Origin of the sequence: Flavobacterium sp. SLB02 (assembly GCF_009664855.1) — a bacterium.
Lineage (GTDB): Bacteria > Bacteroidota > Bacteroidia > Flavobacteriales > Flavobacteriaceae > Flavobacterium.
Map to the genome: position 1 here is coordinate 2,364,080 of NZ_CP045928.1, position 14,705 is coordinate 2,378,784.

The 14,705-nt window shown below is 34.0% G+C and carries 17 protein-coding genes and 1 pseudogene; 4 read left to right on the forward strand and 14 right to left on the reverse strand.

Features of this window, described 5'->3' with window-relative positions; all coding sequences use genetic code 11:
- Positions 1 to 16 precede the first annotated feature (16 nt).
- From GIY83_RS08955 to GIY83_RS08970, 4 genes are all read right to left on the reverse strand, one after another.
- Positions 17 to 823, reverse strand: coding sequence for a phytanoyl-CoA dioxygenase family protein (locus GIY83_RS08955; protein WP_208686409.1), 807 nt, complete (start codon positions 821 to 823; stop codon positions 17 to 19).
- A 226-nt stretch (positions 824 to 1,049) separates the two neighbouring features.
- Positions 1,050 to 1,838 carry an SDR family oxidoreductase gene (locus GIY83_RS08960; protein WP_208686411.1) on the reverse strand — a complete coding sequence of 263 codons (789 nt, stop codon included), beginning with the start codon at positions 1,836 to 1,838 and terminating at the stop codon, positions 1,050 to 1,052.
- 178 nt (positions 1,839 to 2,016) lie between these two features.
- Positions 2,017 to 2,457 (reverse strand): putative quinol monooxygenase, encoded by a 441-nt coding sequence (locus GIY83_RS08965; RefSeq protein ID WP_229029255.1) that lies wholly within the window; start codon positions 2,455 to 2,457, stop codon positions 2,017 to 2,019.
- A gap of 84 nt (positions 2,458 to 2,541) precedes the next feature.
- Positions 2,542 to 2,973, reverse strand: coding sequence for an SMI1/KNR4 family protein (locus tag GIY83_RS08970; RefSeq protein WP_194614732.1), 432 nt, complete (start codon positions 2,971 to 2,973; stop codon positions 2,542 to 2,544).
- Positions 2,974 to 3,160: 187 nt separating this feature from the next.
- Between GIY83_RS08970 and GIY83_RS08975 the strand changes: the two genes are divergently transcribed.
- The 3 genes from GIY83_RS08975 (at position 3,161) to GIY83_RS08985 (ending at position 4,988) form a co-directional block, all read left to right on the forward strand.
- Positions 3,161 to 3,856 (forward strand): pseudouridine synthase, encoded by a 696-nt coding sequence (locus GIY83_RS08975; protein ID WP_208686414.1) that lies wholly within the window; start codon positions 3,161 to 3,163, stop codon positions 3,854 to 3,856.
- Between the two features lie 136 nt (positions 3,857 to 3,992).
- Entirely contained in the window at positions 3,993 to 4,280 is a 288-nt protein-coding gene (locus GIY83_RS08980; RefSeq protein ID WP_208686416.1) for a hypothetical protein, read from the forward strand.
- Between the two features lie 252 nt (positions 4,281 to 4,532).
- On the forward strand, positions 4,533 to 4,988 hold the full coding sequence (locus GIY83_RS08985; protein ID WP_208686418.1) for a hypothetical protein: 456 nt from the start codon (positions 4,533 to 4,535) through the stop codon (positions 4,986 to 4,988).
- A 13-nt stretch (positions 4,989 to 5,001) separates the two neighbouring features.
- On the opposite strand, the pseudogene GIY83_RS24905 reads toward GIY83_RS08985, so the two are convergent.
- The 9 genes and pseudogenes from GIY83_RS24905 to GIY83_RS09025 form a co-directional block, all read right to left on the reverse strand.
- Positions 5,002 to 5,097, reverse strand: a pseudogene (locus GIY83_RS24905) (DUF1826 domain-containing protein); the annotation flags it as partial.
- Between the two features lie 23 nt (positions 5,098 to 5,120).
- Positions 5,121 to 6,248 carry a serine hydrolase gene (locus GIY83_RS08990; protein ID WP_208686421.1) on the reverse strand — a complete coding sequence of 376 codons (1,128 nt, stop codon included), beginning with the start codon at positions 6,246 to 6,248 and terminating at the stop codon, positions 5,121 to 5,123.
- Positions 6,249 to 6,382: 134 nt separating this feature from the next.
- Entirely contained in the window at positions 6,383 to 7,081 is a 699-nt protein-coding gene (locus tag GIY83_RS08995; RefSeq protein ID WP_208686423.1) for a DUF1826 domain-containing protein, read from the reverse strand.
- A gap of 54 nt (positions 7,082 to 7,135) precedes the next feature.
- Positions 7,136 to 8,491 (reverse strand): MATE family efflux transporter, encoded by a 1,356-nt coding sequence (locus GIY83_RS09000; protein ID WP_208686425.1) that lies wholly within the window; start codon positions 8,489 to 8,491, stop codon positions 7,136 to 7,138.
- A 256-nt stretch (positions 8,492 to 8,747) separates the two neighbouring features.
- The gene (locus tag GIY83_RS09005; protein WP_208686427.1) at positions 8,748 to 10,172 is read right to left on the reverse strand and encodes an amino acid permease; all 1,425 of its coding nucleotides are present in this window, start codon (positions 10,170 to 10,172) and stop codon (positions 8,748 to 8,750) included.
- Between the two features lie 212 nt (positions 10,173 to 10,384).
- Positions 10,385 to 11,173, reverse strand: a complete 789-nt coding sequence (locus GIY83_RS09010; protein ID WP_208686429.1) for a PhzF family phenazine biosynthesis protein — start codon at positions 11,171 to 11,173, stop codon at positions 10,385 to 10,387.
- A 69-nt stretch (positions 11,174 to 11,242) separates the two neighbouring features.
- Positions 11,243 to 11,770: a GNAT family N-acetyltransferase gene (locus tag GIY83_RS09015; RefSeq protein ID WP_208686431.1), complete on the reverse strand. Its 528-nt coding sequence runs from the start codon at positions 11,768 to 11,770 to the stop codon at positions 11,243 to 11,245.
- A gap of 33 nt (positions 11,771 to 11,803) precedes the next feature.
- Positions 11,804 to 12,268: a GNAT family N-acetyltransferase gene (locus tag GIY83_RS09020; protein WP_208686433.1), complete on the reverse strand. Its 465-nt coding sequence runs from the start codon at positions 12,266 to 12,268 to the stop codon at positions 11,804 to 11,806.
- Positions 12,240 to 13,169 (reverse strand): DMT family transporter, encoded by a 930-nt coding sequence (locus tag GIY83_RS09025; RefSeq protein ID WP_208686435.1) that lies wholly within the window; start codon positions 13,167 to 13,169, stop codon positions 12,240 to 12,242. The genes GIY83_RS09020 and GIY83_RS09025 overlap by 29 nt, the downstream gene beginning before the upstream one ends.
- 67 nt (positions 13,170 to 13,236) lie before the next feature.
- On the opposite strand from GIY83_RS09025, the gene GIY83_RS09030 reads away from it, so the two are divergent.
- Entirely contained in the window at positions 13,237 to 14,094 is an 858-nt protein-coding gene (locus GIY83_RS09030) for a LysR family transcriptional regulator (RefSeq protein ID WP_208686437.1), read from the forward strand.
- An 8-nt stretch (positions 14,095 to 14,102) separates the two neighbouring features.
- On the opposite strand, the gene GIY83_RS09035 is transcribed toward GIY83_RS09030, so the two are convergent.
- Positions 14,103 to 14,546 (reverse strand): GNAT family N-acetyltransferase, encoded by a 444-nt coding sequence (locus GIY83_RS09035; protein WP_208686439.1) that lies wholly within the window; start codon positions 14,544 to 14,546, stop codon positions 14,103 to 14,105.
- Between the last annotated feature and the right edge of the window lie 159 nt (positions 14,547 to 14,705).

Here is a 14,705-nt window from a genome sequence, read left to right on the forward strand (position 1 = left end):
ATAATAATCAGCATAATTATTTAACAATACCCGCAAAACGTTGATAGAAAACCGTTGGACTGTTCTCATTTTTAGGAGCGTATTTTCCTGCTATAATCGGAATATAAATCACCCTTCTTCTACTCTCTTCGCCACGGATAGTCGATTCTGCGACTCTGTGCCACAAACGGCCATCATGAATGGTCAGATCTCCCGCTTCAGGAATGATAGAAACTTCCTCAGGATCGGCTTTATTATCTAAAAAGTATTTTTTACGAAAAAGCATTTGATAAATACCTTGCTTATGAGTACCCGGAATGATCTTAAGTCCGCCATTTTCGGGTTTTAAAGTGCTTAAGTGAATACCCACATTGAGCATCGGGTTTAATTTGGCACCATAAAAAATATCTCTCAAACCATCTGTATGCCAGCCCATTTTAGTAAACTTACTTTCTGGCCCATTGATATAATGATTAAAAACCATTCCGTCTTTTTCTTCCGTGCCTAATCTTGCGCCCTCGCCTGCCAATGGTAATAAAGTATTAAATCTTGGATCAAGTAAAAGACCGCTTAAGGCCTGATGATGCTGGTTGATAAAAGCAAAACGTTGTACAATAGGAGAACCATCTAAATCTTTTCCGTATTTAACAGGAACACCATTTACTTTTTGAAGGTCATTGTCGATCCATTTTTGCTCTACTTGTTTCGAGGCATCAATGATGGATGAAACCGTTTGCGGATTTATAAATTTTTTGAAATGGATAAAGCCATGTTCGTTAAAAAAAGCAATTTGCTCAGCAGTTAATTGCTCAGTAAGGGTAAAGGTTTTATAAGAAGATACCATGATAAATATATTTAATAAATGAAATAATAAGTTTGAAATTTTATCTAAAAGTTTAGCAACAGCAACAACAACACATTCGCATGTTTGCCTGCATTCGACCCTTAGGAAAATTAAACAAATTTTTTCTTTTATTTGACATACTCTATAGAATTAGTAGAATTTAATACAAACTTAATATAATTTTTTCTTTTGCAAACAATATTTTTTTATTTTTTATTTTTTTAAATTAAATTTTATAAATTCCGGCTGCAGTTTTTTCGATGAATGCCTTTGGTAGTATGCGATTGGCGTAAACCGAAATGATATTGGTAAAACCCGGAATAACTTCTGATTTTTTACTGAACATGGCTTTTACGGCCATTTTTGCAACTTCATCAGGCTGCATATTAAACTTTTCAGCCATTTTGCTAAAAGCGTTTAAGCCAGCTCTTACAGCAAAACCGGTATCAACCGGACCAGGACTAAAACAAGTTACGGAAATTGAAGTTTGGGCCAATTCAAAACGCAAGGCACGAGTAAACGATAAAACAAAAGCCTTTGTAGCCGAATAAACAGCCAGCGTAGGTACAGCCTGGTAGGAAGCAGTACTGGATATATTTAAAATGTATGCTTGTTTTTCTTGTAAAAGAATTGGAACAAATAAATGCGAAAGTTCTACCACTACATTCATGTTAAGCTGCATCATGCCAAGCTGATCCGTTAGAGAAGACTCACTAAAATCGCCCCACACCCCATAACCGGCATTGTTCACTAAAAAGCCAACCGGATAGTTATTCGTTTTTATCCAATCGGTTACTTTTTGTGATGCACCATTTATCGAAAGATCAATCGATAAAACAAAAGCATTGATGCCGTATTTAACCTGAAGATCATCAGATAATGCTTTTAATTCTTCCTCGCTTCTTGCAACAAGCAATAGTGGATAACCCTGTTTGGCCAATTCATAAGCAATAGATTTTCCTATGCCTTTGCTGGCTCCGGTTATTAAGGCATACGGTTTCGTTTTTTCGCTCATTTCATTGATTTAATAATCAAATATAGAAATTAATTATACACCGTTGGGTGTACAACGTGCAGAATGGTTATCCTCTGCCTCCCCTATCCTCTTGCTGTCTTATTCAGGGTTTGAAGAAACTTGAAAAATATTAAAAACTGCTATGGCACTATTTTTAAAAGCATGCATACTAAAGTATTTATTCAACCATTTTTTTAAACAACATTTCCATTGACTCTGAATCTATTGTATTCATGTCTAACAACTTTAATGATTTAACCATTTTAATTGTAGATATTTTATATTTTTGAAAATGAGGTGTTTTTAAATGCGATTGATAAGCATCCTTATCATTGTAGATTTCTAATATTCTTATTTGAGTTGAATCATTTTTTTGATACATGGGAAATATTGCAAGTACACCAGGTTCCAGTTTTACTGAAGCTGAAGACTCCTCTTTTAAAATGGCTTTGTATTCGGATAAATATTCAGGGTGAATTTCAATTTCCGAAATACGAACCATCATCTCTTTTTTTTGAGCTGACATATCGTTGAAAGTTAAAAAAATTGCTGCAAATATTAATTGTAAAAATAAACTATTTGGAAAACTGTTTTGAAGATTATAAATTAAGTTTTTCATTTATAAGGTTTTAACATTACAATAAGAATTCTTTAAGATGGATAGGATAATTCTCTAAAGATAACACAATATAGCGGTACAATTTTAGAGAGGGATGGCAGTTTCTTCTTGCAAGTTAGTTATAAACTCTTCAAAGTTGTTGGCTACTAATTCAAAAGCATCATTTTTTGTTTTCCACTCCATTTCCATTTGATATAACAAAATTTTATCCATAGATTCTTCATCAAATGATATACAAAATACCCAGCCTCCATTATCTATGGCAAAAGGTAGTTTTTTCCCTAAGCCTTCTTCCTTGAATTCTTTGATAAAATCGTACATCATCCTATAAGTTATAAATTGTGAAATTTCAAATAACTTTCCATCATTATTTATAAACTTATTTTCCTTTACTGACAAATCTGCGTATTTTGAAATAAAATCTTTAATAGTTTCAGGTATTTTGATACCGGCTTCATTTTCAATTCTACTGTATTGATGCGGTAAAAAACGATCATTTAAAGTTAACTTTCTCATATTTTAATCACTAATTTTTAAATAATACTTTTCTAATTGAGCCAATACATCCAGAAAGTTACCTCTATCCGAGGTGTTCTTGCAAGCGCTGCGCAAATATAGGGAACTCTTCGAGGAGCAGGAAAAACTATAAAAATAAATAAGTCCTAAAATACATTTCAATCGAAATCTATTTTACTTTTGCGCAATGTTAGAAATTCTTTACCAGGACGAATATATTATAGCCATTAATAAACCAAGCGGGTTGCTGGTTCACAAATCATTTTATGCGCGCGATGCAAAAGTGTATGCCATTCAGGAATTGAGAAATCAGATAGGCCAACACGTTTATCCTATTCATCGGTTAGACCGCAAAACATCTGGTATTTTGTTATTTGCGTTGGATAAGGAGGTTTTGAAAATTATGAATGATCGTTTTGCCACACGCGAAGTCGAAAAAAAATATTTAGCCATTTTACGTGGCTGGTCACCCCAGGAACTAACGATTGACTATGATTTAACCAATGATGACGACATTACACAAAATGCCATAACCTACTTTCATCGTTTGCAAAATGCTGAAGTTGCCTTAGAATTTAACAATAAACCCACTTCACGCTATTGTTTGGTAGAAGCGATTCCTGAAACCGGGCGTATGCATCAATTACGAAAACATTTTAAACATATTTTTCATCCCATTTTAGGAAGTCGCCCACATGGCTGTAACAAACAAAATAAATTATGGCTGGAGAATTTTGACCTCAAAGGAATGATGCTTCATGCACATCAGTTAATTTTTAATCATCCCATAAACAATAAACAACTCATCCTGAATGCAAAGATTAATGAAGAGTTTAGCAAAGTAGGTACTATTCTTAATCTGGATTTGAGTAAGTATCAATAGAATTACCAATCGCGCGGTTTATAATCCGTCCTGCAAAGTATATCTTCACAGATTAACAATACAATTATAACAATTTAAACCTTCCTCAAAATCTATTTGGATTCTGTTTTCGTATATATAAGCAAAAGCTGTTATCATGGAAACACTACCAATCTTTCTTATAAAAATTCTGCACTTGCTTGCCGACAGATACGGCATGAGTTGTACTTTAGAAGAGCTGACAAGTCTGTTAACTACTGTTTTTAATGCTTATACACCAGTGAAAGACAGTTTGTCTGATGAAAAGAAAAACCAAGCGAAAGTATTAGATACTTTAATACTTTTGAAGAACGAAGGGTATATCTTTTTAAATTCAAGATCTGATGAAAGTACAATAAGTATAAAAGGACTAATTTTAGTAAATAATAAAGTCATTTGTAATTAGGTTAACTGCATTGTCCTAACAAATCTCCCTTAACAAATCAACAACTGATATTCCCGTTCATTTTCTATCTGTGGGCTATTTGGGTAAGTAATATTAGGAGTTAACTCAAGATAAACCGCATTCAAAATACTGAATAACAATTATTTAATAAAATTCAATATATTTATAGTAACTAAAATTACTCAATGGGATTTAAAGACGCTAATAAAGAATAGATTATACCTAGAGAAACTAAAAAAAAGGAATAGATAAATGGAAACAATCGTAATAAAACGAGATAAAAGGCTGAGAAGTCAGAACCGGACAATTTCATTGTTAGGGTTGCTAATTTTTTTGCCAATTAGTATTGCTGTTATAAACTTATCTGTTTTTCTGGCTGCCTTTTTGGGTATAATCGGACTCTTATACTTTTTTTCGTTGATACGAGATAGTCGTCTTAAGCAACAACCCAATGAAATTATTTTTAGTGATCAAGACGTTTTTTTTAATGCAATAGGAACTTTTGCATGGAATGATATCAATGCGTTTGAAGTAAAGAGGAGAATTAGCCATAATGAATACAATGAAAAGAGCACCTCTATTTATTTGCATATTTTGTTGAAAAACAGAAAATCATTTTATTTTCCGATAGACTTACTCGAAAAAAATGAGAAGGAAATCGTGGCTCTTTTTATAAAGTATAAACCAGGCTTTCTTCAACTGCATTAAACCGGAGTTTCGCTTAACAAATCAACAACAACCGATATTCGCCTTCGTTTTCTATTGATGGCCTATGAATACAAGGCAGTACTTATTGTTTTGGATGCTCTAGAGCCAGTCACAAAGTTTAGCCATTTTTCTTTAATTCATTGTTATTTTCTCGAATATTTCATTTAATGCATCTTCCATAACTTTGGCTGTATCCGTACCACTTTGATTCGTAATGATAAATGCACCCAGATTGTATTTTGGAACGATATAAATATAACATTGAGAACGTGGTACTCCGCCGTGATGAACATTAAAGGTTCCCAGTTTTTTATCCTCTGTAGCGATATTCCAGAAATAACCAATACTAAACTCCTTGTCAAATTTTACAATTGTTTGATGTGATTCGGCAACGATCTTATTATTTTCCAACTGAAACTTAATATATTTCACCATATCAGGTATTGTCGATTTCATATTACCGGATGCTCCCCATGGTAATTGCGGCATTGGCGACGTAATTAGGCTATTATCACTATGGTAACCTACAGCAAGCTTTTGGGCTTCCTGATTAGAAAGGCTTATTTTTGTCTGCTGCATTGCAATGTTTTTAGTCAGGTAATCTGTTAGCAGTTTTTCATATTTTGTTTTATAAACTCTTTCTAAAATAAAAGCTATAAGTTGGCTGCCTGCACTTGAATAAGAATATTTATACCCTGGAACGGTATCTATTTTGACTTTATGAAGATCTCTTAAAAAATCTTTTTGACCGTAGTTTTTATAAAGTTCATTGAGTTTTGCAGGAGTATCGTGGCTTGTAAAATTGTCCAGAATTGTATTTGCTTCAAATGGGAGCATATTTGGAAATCCGCTTGTATGCGAAAGTAAGTGTTTTATCAGAATAGGTTGTTTTCCGTACTTTAGATTTGGATAATTTTCAGGTAAATATTTTTGGACTTCATCTTCGATATTCAATTTCTTTTCGAGAACTGCTTTTGCTGCAAGTGTTCCTGCAAATGTTTTGCTTAAAGAACCTATTTCATAAATTGTTTCATTATCAGGGCAATTATTTTTTCCTTTTTCCAATTCTCCATAATGACCAATGAATTCTTTTCCTAAATAAACTATTGCAATTGAAGTAGAATGAATTAAAGGTTTTTTAATCATTCTGTTTGCTGCGCTATCAATTAAAACTTTTATATCAATATTTTCTATTTTTGAGCGCTGAGCCATGCAAAAGATAGAAGAAAGTAAAAAAATTAAAAGGAATCTATTTTTCATAGTTTTAAACGATTATATTTTTTTATGTAGAATTAATTAGATTATCGAATACCTTTTTATTGATAATAGGTTTTTAACTAACTTCATTAACCCAGTATGAGCAATTTGTATATTTTAATCTTGCAGCAACTTCCTTAACAAATCAACAACAACCGATATTCGCCTTCATTTTCTATTGGTGCTCTGTGAATACAAGGCAGCACTTGTTGTTTTGGATGATCTACGGCCAATCGCCAAAGATGCCCTAAACCTAAACTAATAGGTACTGCATCCTGATCTACCTGATAATGCAAATCAAAATAATTTTCTTTCAGAAAGTTTTCGAATTCTTCCTCTGGTCCATCATGCAGTTCTTTTAGCTTTGCCCGGATTTCCGGAATCAGGATTTTTTGCTCTGCCTGCGCATTAGCAACAATATCACTTGCCGCACCGTGATAAGTACATAAAAAAGTATCTGTTGCAATGGGCGAACGATCTACATGAAACGAATACACATCGGTCGATATGAAATCAAATTCATCATCACGTTCGTAACACTTTAATAAATTAAGAGAAGGCGAAGCACCAAAATCAGTTAATAATTGTAGATCCTTTAAGATTATTTCCCTTGCTATCCTCCCCTTTTCTGATAGTTGCAGTGCGATGATATCTTCAGGATGAACTTCGGTTATATTTTCTTCTAATGATAACTTAGTTACAATCTCATTAAAATCACCATCCAAATTTCTGTACCAGCATAGCGCATTCATTTCTCCGTTGAAATCGGTCTGTACGAGTTCAGAGAAAGTAGATACGATTCCTATTTGGTCGCTGTCCGAAAATTTATTGTTCATAGTATAATAGTAAGAAGCTAATTATTTAAGCATACAAAATTATATAACAGCCCATTATTTTTGCAAGGCTTTATTTATTACATAGCGAAATCTTAAATACAGTAAGACAGATGATGTTAGCAAGCCCAAACACAGACCAAACCAGATTCCTTGTACTCCGGTATTGAAATGAATTCCTAAAATATAGGCTGCAGGAAGGCCAATAATCCAATACGCTATAAAGGTTATAAAAGTCGGAATGTTTACATCTCCCATTCCTCTTAGTGCGCCTAGTCCAACCACCTGAGTACCATCAAAGAGCTGGAATATTGCGGCAATTATTAATAATTGTGCCGCCAGCGCTACAACAGTGGTGTCATTGGTTATCAGATAAGGTAAATATTGATTAAAAAGTGTGAAAATTAAAGCAAAGAACATCATAAAAATGATCACTAAATGATAAGACGCAGCAGCAAACCTCTGAAGTCTTTTGTAGTTTTGATTTCCAAAACTATTTCCGACTTTAATAGTTGCAGCCGATGCAATTCCTCCTGCCATCATGTACGTCATTGCTGCAAGGGTTATTGCGGTCTGATGAGCTGCCTGTTCTATTGCGCCTATATGACCGGCCATTAAAGCAGCTACTGCAAATGCTCCAATCTCGAACACATACTGCATCGCTACAGGCAATCCTATTTTGACCACTTTTACAATTTTTGAAGCATTAATAAACTTCACTGAGAAATGCTGTATATAAACCTTAAAGCTTTCTGAACGAAGCACATACCACATCATGACCAGCATCATTAAAACACGATCTATCAATGTTGCAATTCCTACCCCCTGAACTCCCATTGGCTCAATCCCAAACATTCCTTTTACCAGAATCACTGCGATAACTACGTTGAGTACATTTCCCCATATTGTTATAGACATGGCTTGTTTTGTAAAACCCAGCCCTTCTGCAAATTGTTTGAAGGTTTGAAATACCATCAAAGGCAGAATAGATAAACTTAAAATAAGTAAATAAGGTTTTGCCGTTTCTACCACCTGAGGATCCTGATCTGCATGCTGCATGGCAAACATAGAACCGTAATACACTACCAAAAAAAGAAAAATTGCAGATACAACATTAAGCCATAAGCTGTTTGACAGAAGCTCTGCGCATTCTTTAAAATTTGATTTCCCGTTTTCCTGTGCAATCAAAGGAGTTAATCCGTAGGCAATCCCTAATCCAATGACTAAAACTACCATGAAAACGGAATGAACCAGCGAGACTGCCGCCAATGATATGGTTCCTGCATAATGACCTATGATCACTGTATCGAGAGTCTGCACCAGGGTATGCCCAAGCTGAGAAATTACAACAGGCCCTGCAAGTGCTATGGTGCTTTGATAATATATCTTATTGGATTTATATTTTTTGATCATATTAAAAATTACTTTCTTTATTAAGAATGTGCTCAAATAATATAATTAAAGCACATTTTTTTTATCTAAGTTAATGGAAAAAACGATAACTCAAGCCTTGATGCGACAGCACAGAGATTACAAAATCTGTACTATCACAGTTTTTAGGATTGAGGGTCTAAAAGGGCTACTGTGGCATTAAAAACGAAAGTATAGCATTGACAATCAACTACACATCAAAAATAAATAGCCTGTAATGAATGATAATAAAAGCTGCTTATTTTTTTGTTTTAAAAACTTTAAAACATACAAAAAGAATCCCCAGCCAAATTGGAATTAATTCTACGGATAGCTTCATATTAGTGATCCACATAATGGATAAAATGCCCAATAAAAACACGAAACAAATGTAATTGCTTACCGGATAAAATAAGGAAGCAAACTTAGTTTTTGTGCCTTCTTTGTCTTTGGAACGTCTAAATCGTAGATGCGTATAAGAAATCATCACCCAGTTAATAATTAAGCAAGACACCACTAAAGACATTAAAATACTAAAAGCCTCTTTTGGCATTAGTTTATTTATTAAAATACAGATCGCTGCAAAACAGGATGAAATTAAAATAGCATTTATAGGTACCGATTGTTTGTTTAGCTTCATTAAAAATTGAGGAGCATTGCCCTGATCTGCCAAACCATATAACATCCGTGAGTTGCTGTATACACTGCTATTGTATACTGATAAAGCTGCGGTTAGTACAATTAAATTAAGCACATTAGCGATAAGGCTTGTGAAAAATATTTTGTGGCCAAAAAACTCAAATTCCATTCCGTTTAAATTTTGAAAAACCATTACAAACGGACTGCTGTCTGTAGTAATTTGCTGCCATGGTGACAAAGCAAATAAAATTACCAATGCACCAACATAAAATATAAGGATTCTATAGATGACCTGATTGGTTGCTTTAGGAATGTTTTTTTCCGGATTTTCTGCCTCAGCAGCGGTAATTCCAATAAGTTCTAAGCCTCCAAAGGAAAACATAATTAGTGCCATTGCAGCTAATAAACCCTGAAAACTACCATTAGTCGTTTTTTCAAAGAAACCTTTCGGGAAGAAACCTCCATCATTATATAAATTATGAATTGTAGCATGTTCTCCTCCTGTACCGCTTATTAGCAAATAAGTACCAAAGAGAATCATGGCGATAATGGCAACCACTTTTATGATCGAAAACCAAAATTCAGTTTCTCCGTACACTTTTACAGAGGCAAAATTCAAAGCATTAATAACCAGAAAGAAAAATAAACTCGATGCCCAAAGCGGAATTTCAGGCCACCAAAACTGCACATAAACACCAATGGCTGTAAGTTCAGCCATACTCACTAAAATATATAAAATCCAATAATTCCAACCGGATGCAAAACCAGCAAAAGAACCGCAATACTTGTAGGCAAAGTGACTAAAACTTCCTGATACAGGTTCTTCGACCACCATTTCGCCAAGTTGCCTCATAATAAAAAAAGCAATAATTCCGGCAACAGCATATCCTAAAATAACAGATGGCCCTGCTAATACAGCCGCCGGACCAATACCAAGGAAAAGCCCCGTTCCTATTGATCCGCCTAAGGCAATTAACTGAATATGACGATTCGTCAGCCCGCGTTTAAGCTGATTGTCTTGTATGTCTTCGTGGATTTTTTTCACAAACTAAATTTTTTAAATGAGCTAAATGTACTCACAAATGTATAAACCGCGAAGATAAGTTAAAATAGGAATGGTACAAAGCATGTACTATGCTAAAACTCCGATTAGATGATCCTTTTTTTGAGAGATTTCCTGAAAGTATGCCCATATTAGCTGTAAGCTAAGGATTGGGATCATCTTAATTCTGCAAAAAAGTATAGGTAAAACCATTATTATTCTGTCCATAAAACTCCAATAGAATAAGTCTTTGCCCTTCCACTGATTATTACCCTGTCTCCTTTATCTTCACAATAAAGTTCTCCTAACCGTTGTGAAATCTGAAGGGCAAAAAGTTCTTTTTTATTTAAACGCTCTGCCCAAAAAGGAATTAACGAACAGTGTGCAGAACCTGTGACCGGATCTTCCAGAATAGAGGCCTGAGGTGTGAAAAATCTCGAAACAAAATCAGAGTTATCTCCTTTTGCGGTTACAATTACACCACCCGGGTCAAGATTGATCTGATCGAAAATCTGCCTGTCTATACTTATATTTTTAATGTCAGATTCGGTATCATAAACTAAAACATAATCCCGAGACTTAAAAACTTCTTTTGGTTTGATACTTAAAGCATTTTCAATCGCTGCAGGCAATGCAGACTCTACTGGCATTCTTGAAGGGAAATCCATTTTATACAGACCGTTTTCTACTGCAACAGTCAGGTCTCCGCTTAAGGTTTCAAAAACAATTTGATCCCTTTTATGGCCTAGAATCTCCTTTAGGCAGTGAGCCGTTGCTAAGGTAGCATGACCACAGAGATCCATTTCTATCTCTGGTGTAAACCAGCGCAAATGTATTTTCGCGTCTTTATATACAAAGAAAGCCGTTTCGGCAACAGCATTTTCATTTGCAATCTTCAATAACATTTCGTCGCTTAACCACTCTTTGAGAGGCACGACACAGGCTTGATTACCTGCGAATGTTTTATCTGTAAAAGCATCAATTTGATAGAGATTAAGTTTCATATATTTTTTTGATCATTATAAAATGATTTTCAATACTAATAAATTATTTATCCAAGTATTTCTAAATGACTATTGATTTTTGAGATTTTTTTTCATCATAATATCAGTTTGCTCATCGGTTCCCAATACAAAAATATGCTTATCAAATTCTACAAAGCCATTTTTCTTATAGAAACTTATCGCTCTGTGATTTTCTTCCCAAACGCCCAGCCAGACAAAATTAACCTTATTTGTCTCTGCAATTTGTATAGCATGTTCATACAAAAACTGACCTGCTTTTTTACCATGATATTCTTTGAGCACATATATCCTTTCGATTTCAAGTCCTGCATTGTCTTGCAATTCCGTTTGAGATGCTCCACTGTTTATTTTTAGATACCCTACAACCGCATTGTCAATTACAGCAAAATAAAATTCTGAATTATCTCCGCTTAACTCTTCCGAAAGTTTCTCAACTGAAAAACCTTCTTCTAAATATTGAGCCATATTTTCCTCTGTATTGCTTTCAGAAAAAGTTTCAAAAAAGGTCTTTCTGCCAATTTCCTGCAATTGGATGATATCATTTATACTTACTTTTTTAATTTTAAAATTTTCCATTTTTTATATTTTTTGTAATCATTACACTATACTTTATACGTTCCATTCATAATTAAGCCATTCCTTATTTTCAGCCGCCCCCAGCTTTTCATAAAACTTTTTGCCAGCTTCATTCCATGGTGCAACATTCCATTTAATCTGGGCACAATTATTTAATTTAGCTTCTAAATGCAAAGCATTCATCAACTGCTCTCCTATTTGTTGCCCTCTATATGCTGCATCAACATAAAGTTCTTTAAGATAAACAGAAGCCCTGTTTACAGCAGTATATGGCAGGTAATAGTAAACTAGCATACCTGCTATCTGACCATTATGATCTGCCACAAAAGAATAAAAATCAGGCGGGCTTTTTCTGAATCCGCTTTCTTTTACTATTTCCGGAGTAATCGCAAAAACATCAATATATTTTTCAAATACTGCCAGTTCTTTCATCAATATCCACAATTTTTCACTGTCTGCCTCAACAGCTTTACGAATTTTTATTTCTGTTTGGTTCATGTATGTTTTGATTATTAGTGATTACAAATTTTCTGCCATTTTTTTTGACCGAAATGTTGATTTCAGACCATATCGTTGCAGTTAAAATCAAGCTGCCGCCTAAAAGTAATTTCCATGTCAAAGCTTCATCCAATATAAAAAATGCGGCAAATGCACCAAATACAGGTTCAAAAAGATAAATTATAGCTACTTTTTCGGCAGATAAATAGTTCTGCGAAATCATGGATACAGCATACATATAAGCAGTAGAAAACACTGCACAATAAACAATCGCAGTCCAGAAATTATGATCTTCAATAAGCCAGTTTTGCTGATTGTCTGTTACTGCAAAAATTAAACAGATAACAGTGCTTGCAGCAAACATTGGGACAATTGTAGTTATTATTTCACGTTTGTCTTTTTGTTTTTCGACCATTATAAGATAGATACTGAACCCAATTGTTCCTAAAATGACATAAATAGTTCCCTGATTTATTGTTAATCCGTCAGAAATAGAAATTATGGCCAAACCAAGCAGTGCAATTAGCGAAGCCATCCATATTTTGCTGGAAAAAACAGTTTTATACAACATCCACTTAAGCATAGGAACAAGAATTACGCAAATTCCAGCGATAAATGTACACTGAGATGCAGGCAGATATTCAAGGCCTTTTGTCTGCAGAATTATCCCAAAGGTCAAAGGCAATGAGAGCATAATTCCTCCTATCATACTTTTGCTATCAGTCTTTTTAAAATATTTCGCAAAGAAAATAGAAAGAATAATGGTAGCAAGTGCTAATCTATACACCAGGAAAATATATAGTGATCCTGTCGCTACTCCAATCTTAGTAACAGAGAATGAAATACCCCAAAAAGCAGTGCCTAGTATTAAAAGGATAAGATATAATTTTTTCTTTTGCATGTTATAATTTTGAAATATTCAAAAAAGCATTTCGATGATTGTTTTATTTTATTATTAAATTGCAGGCATGGATATACAGCAATTGAAATATTTTCTGGCCCTTGCCAAGGAGCTTCACTTTTGGAAAACGGCTGAAAAAATGAACATTACCCAATCTGCCCTCAGCCGTCACATTATGTCTTTGGAAAATGAAATGGGTCTGCAGCTTTTTTTTAGAAATAAACGTAATGTTAAACTTACTCCGGCAGGCGAATTTCTAAAGGAAAAGTGGAGCATTGAACTCATTCAGCTTGAAGCTATACAAAAACACGCCCGTCAAATTCATTTAGGCGAACAGGGTTCTGTTTGTATCGCGCACCCGGACTCAATTTCTTCATCGATTTTACCGGATTTTCTAAAAAAAATTGCAACTGTATTCCCTAAATTAAAAATTGAACTGGTCCAGTTGACTTATGAACAGCAGGAAGAACAGCTTAAAAATTATAAAATTGATTTGGCCTTCAGTCGTGAGAAAAATGAATCGGCGTCTATTGATTCAAAAAACCTCGGTTCTGAAAACTTATGCTTAGTTGTTCCTTCAAATCATCACTTTATAACAATTGATGATATTACTCATGAAAGTATTGCTAAAGAAAGATTCATTGCAACAAATGCGGGTTCCAGCAATAGTTATGACAGCATTATTAGTAATGTTTACAAACACTATCAAATTGCCCCTGATTCGCATATTTCCTGTGAATTTGGATCTACCATTATTTCCTTAATTAAAAATGGTTTGGGCATCTCCATTTTGCCTGAATCTTATAGACTTCAGCATAATGAAAACGTTCGATTTATTCCGCTTAACTTCACAGCCAACCTGTATATGAACTGGCGTAAAAACGATCCAAACACTTTAATTAACACTATTCTTGAATTATTATAAAAGTATAGCTATCTGATCATTTCGATATGTAATATTCCGTCTTCATCATAAGGTTCGCCGCTTTCTATAAAACCCAGTGAATTGTAAAATTTTGACAAATGTTGTTGTGCTCCTATACGTATCGGTGTTTCTTCAAATACTTTTTCACAAGCTTCAATTGACTTTTGCATTAGTTCTTTTCCCAAACCTATGCCTCTAAAAGCTGGTGCACTGACTACCCGACCAATTGAGATTTCCTTGTAAGACAATCCTGCTGGTAAAAGTCTAGTATATCCTGCAAGAGTGCCATCAACATAACAAAGATGATGATAACTCTGCTGATCTTTATTGTCGATGTCCTGAAACACACAATTCTGTTCTACAACAAAAACTTCACTTCTCAACTGTAAAATCTGGTACAATTCGATATTGGTTAATTCATTAAATGTTTTTATAAAATAAGTTGTTTTCATTGTTTTGTCTATTATCAAATTGCTGTAAAGGTAGCAATAGAACTAATGCGTAAAAATGCTATTTAAACATTAACTAATACAATTATTGAATTAGTTTAAAATTTTGGAGATATGAGTTTTTGATATAATTACATTCTGCCTTTAAACTTCTAACCTCAA